General features: G+C 69.7%; 1 protein-coding gene and 1 pseudogene. Both read left to right on the forward strand.

Annotated features, from left to right (window positions below; all coding sequences use genetic code 11):
• Positions 1-187: pseudogene (locus B8460_RS12860) on the forward strand (hypothetical protein); the annotation flags it as partial.
• Entirely contained in the window at positions 184-663 is a 480-nt protein-coding gene (locus B8460_RS12865; RefSeq protein WP_048862004.1) for a (2Fe-2S)-binding protein, read from the forward strand. The pseudogene B8460_RS12860 and the gene B8460_RS12865, both read left to right, overlap by 4 nt.
• The last annotated feature ends 1,362 nt before the right edge of the window (positions 664-2,025 follow it).

Raw genomic sequence — 2,025 nt, forward strand, 5'->3', positions numbered from 1 at the left:
GCGCGCCCGCGCCGCCGAGCGCGCGCTGGAGGGGCGCACCCTCGACGCGGCCGGCGTGGCGGATGCGCTGCGAGTGGCGGGGGAGGGCACGCAGCCTGCCGACGACGCGATCGCCAGCGCCTGGTACCGGCGATCGGTGCTGCCGGTGCATCTCGGCCGCCTGCTGCTCGGCGGGGCGCGGCGATGAGGACGCCGGTGCAGTTCCGCCACAACGGGACGGAGGCGGCCGTGTTCGCGGACGGCGGCGAAAGTCTGCTGACCGTGCTGCGCGAGCGGGTCGGGGACACCGCGCCGAAATACGGCTGCGGCCAGGGGACGTGCGGCGCCTGCACCGTGCTGATCGACGGCGCCCCGCATCTCGCGTGCCTGACCCTGGCGGAGACGGTGCAGGGCCGCGAGGTGACGACGGCGGGCGGGCTGAAGGACGGGGCGGCGCTGCATCCCTTGCAGACCGCGTTCATGAGCCATTTCGCGGCGCAGTGCGGCTACTGCACGCCCGGCATGCTGATGGCGGCGAAGGCCCTGCTCGACCGGTCGCCGCGGCCGACGCGCGAGGAAGTGGTCGAGGCGATCGCCGGCAATGTCTGCCGCTGCACCGGCTATGAGCCGATCATCAACGCCATCCTGGCCGCGGCGCAGATGCCCGGCCCGCACCGCTACTGACGGGGGCGACGATGCTGGAACTGCGCAAGGACATCTTCGCCGACGAGCGCGACGACACGCTCAAGGAAATCGGCCAGCCGACGCAGCGGCAGGACATGCTCGGCCATGTGACCGCCACGACCCGCTATTACGACGATCACCGTCTCGCGGGCATGCTGCATCTGAAGGTGCTGCGCAGCCCGCATCCGCATGCCCGCCTGCGCGGCATCGACATCTCGCAGGCCGAGCGCGCGCCCGGCGTGCGCCGTGTCATCCGGGCGCAGGACGTGCCGGTGAACCTGAACACGCTGCTGAGCCTCATCAATTTCGGCCGCGACGACGAGCCGACGCTGGCCGTGGGCAAGGTGCGTTACCGCGGCGAGCCGGTGGCGGCGGTGGTCGCCGACAGCGAGCGGGAGGCGTGGGAGGCGCTCGGGCTGATCAGGGTCGATTACGATCCGCTGCCGTCGGTGTTCGACGTGGAGGAAGCCGTCAAGCCGGGCGCTCCCGTCGTCAACGACGTCTATCCCGGCAACACGTTCACCTATCACGAGACCTATGACCACCAGCGCCTACGCTTCGGCGACGTCGCGCGCGGCTTCGCGCAGGCGGATCACGTGGTGGAAAACCGCTACCAGATGGCGCCGATCGAGCACGCGCCGACCGAGACCAACGGGTCGATCGCGGCCCCCGACACGGATGGGCGCTTCGTCGTCTATACCTGCACGCAGGCGCTGTTCTTCTCGCTCGATACCTGTGCGAAGATCCTCGACTTGCCCTCCAACCGGCTGCACTTCATCGGCGGCACGGTGGGCGGCGGTTTCGGCGGCAAGGTCGATACGATCACCGAACCGCTGTCCATCCTGGGCGCGATGCTGACCGGCAAGCCGGTGCGCTACCGCCTGACGCGCGAGGAGGAGATGGTCTTCGCCGCACCGCGCGGGGCGGAGCGCATCTATGTCAAGGACGGCGTGATGCGCGACGGGCGCATCGTCGCGCGCCAGGTGCGCGCCTATTTCGACAGCGGCGCCTATACCCGCCTGTCGAGCTACGCCGTCGTGAAATGCATCGCGCACATCCCCGGCCCGTACACGATCCCCAACGTGCATGCCGATGCCTTCTGCGTGTACACCAACCGCGTGCCGGCGACCGCCATGCGTGGCTTCGGCGTGACCGCCGTCGATTTTGCGCTGGAACGCCAGATGGACCGGCTCGCGCGCGTCGTCGGCCAGGACCCGCTGGAGTTCCGCATCCTCAACGCCTATCGCGACGGCGACATGAAGGCGCACCGGCGCGAGGCCAAGAACTGCGCCCTGATCGAATGCATGCAGGTGGCGGCGGAAAAGGCCGGTTGGCCAGATCGGAAGAGCACACGTCTGAACT

The sequence above is a fragment of the Acidisphaera rubrifaciens HS-AP3 genome (assembly GCF_000964365.1).
GTDB lineage: Bacteria > Pseudomonadota > Alphaproteobacteria > Acetobacterales > Acetobacteraceae > Acidisphaera > Acidisphaera rubrifaciens.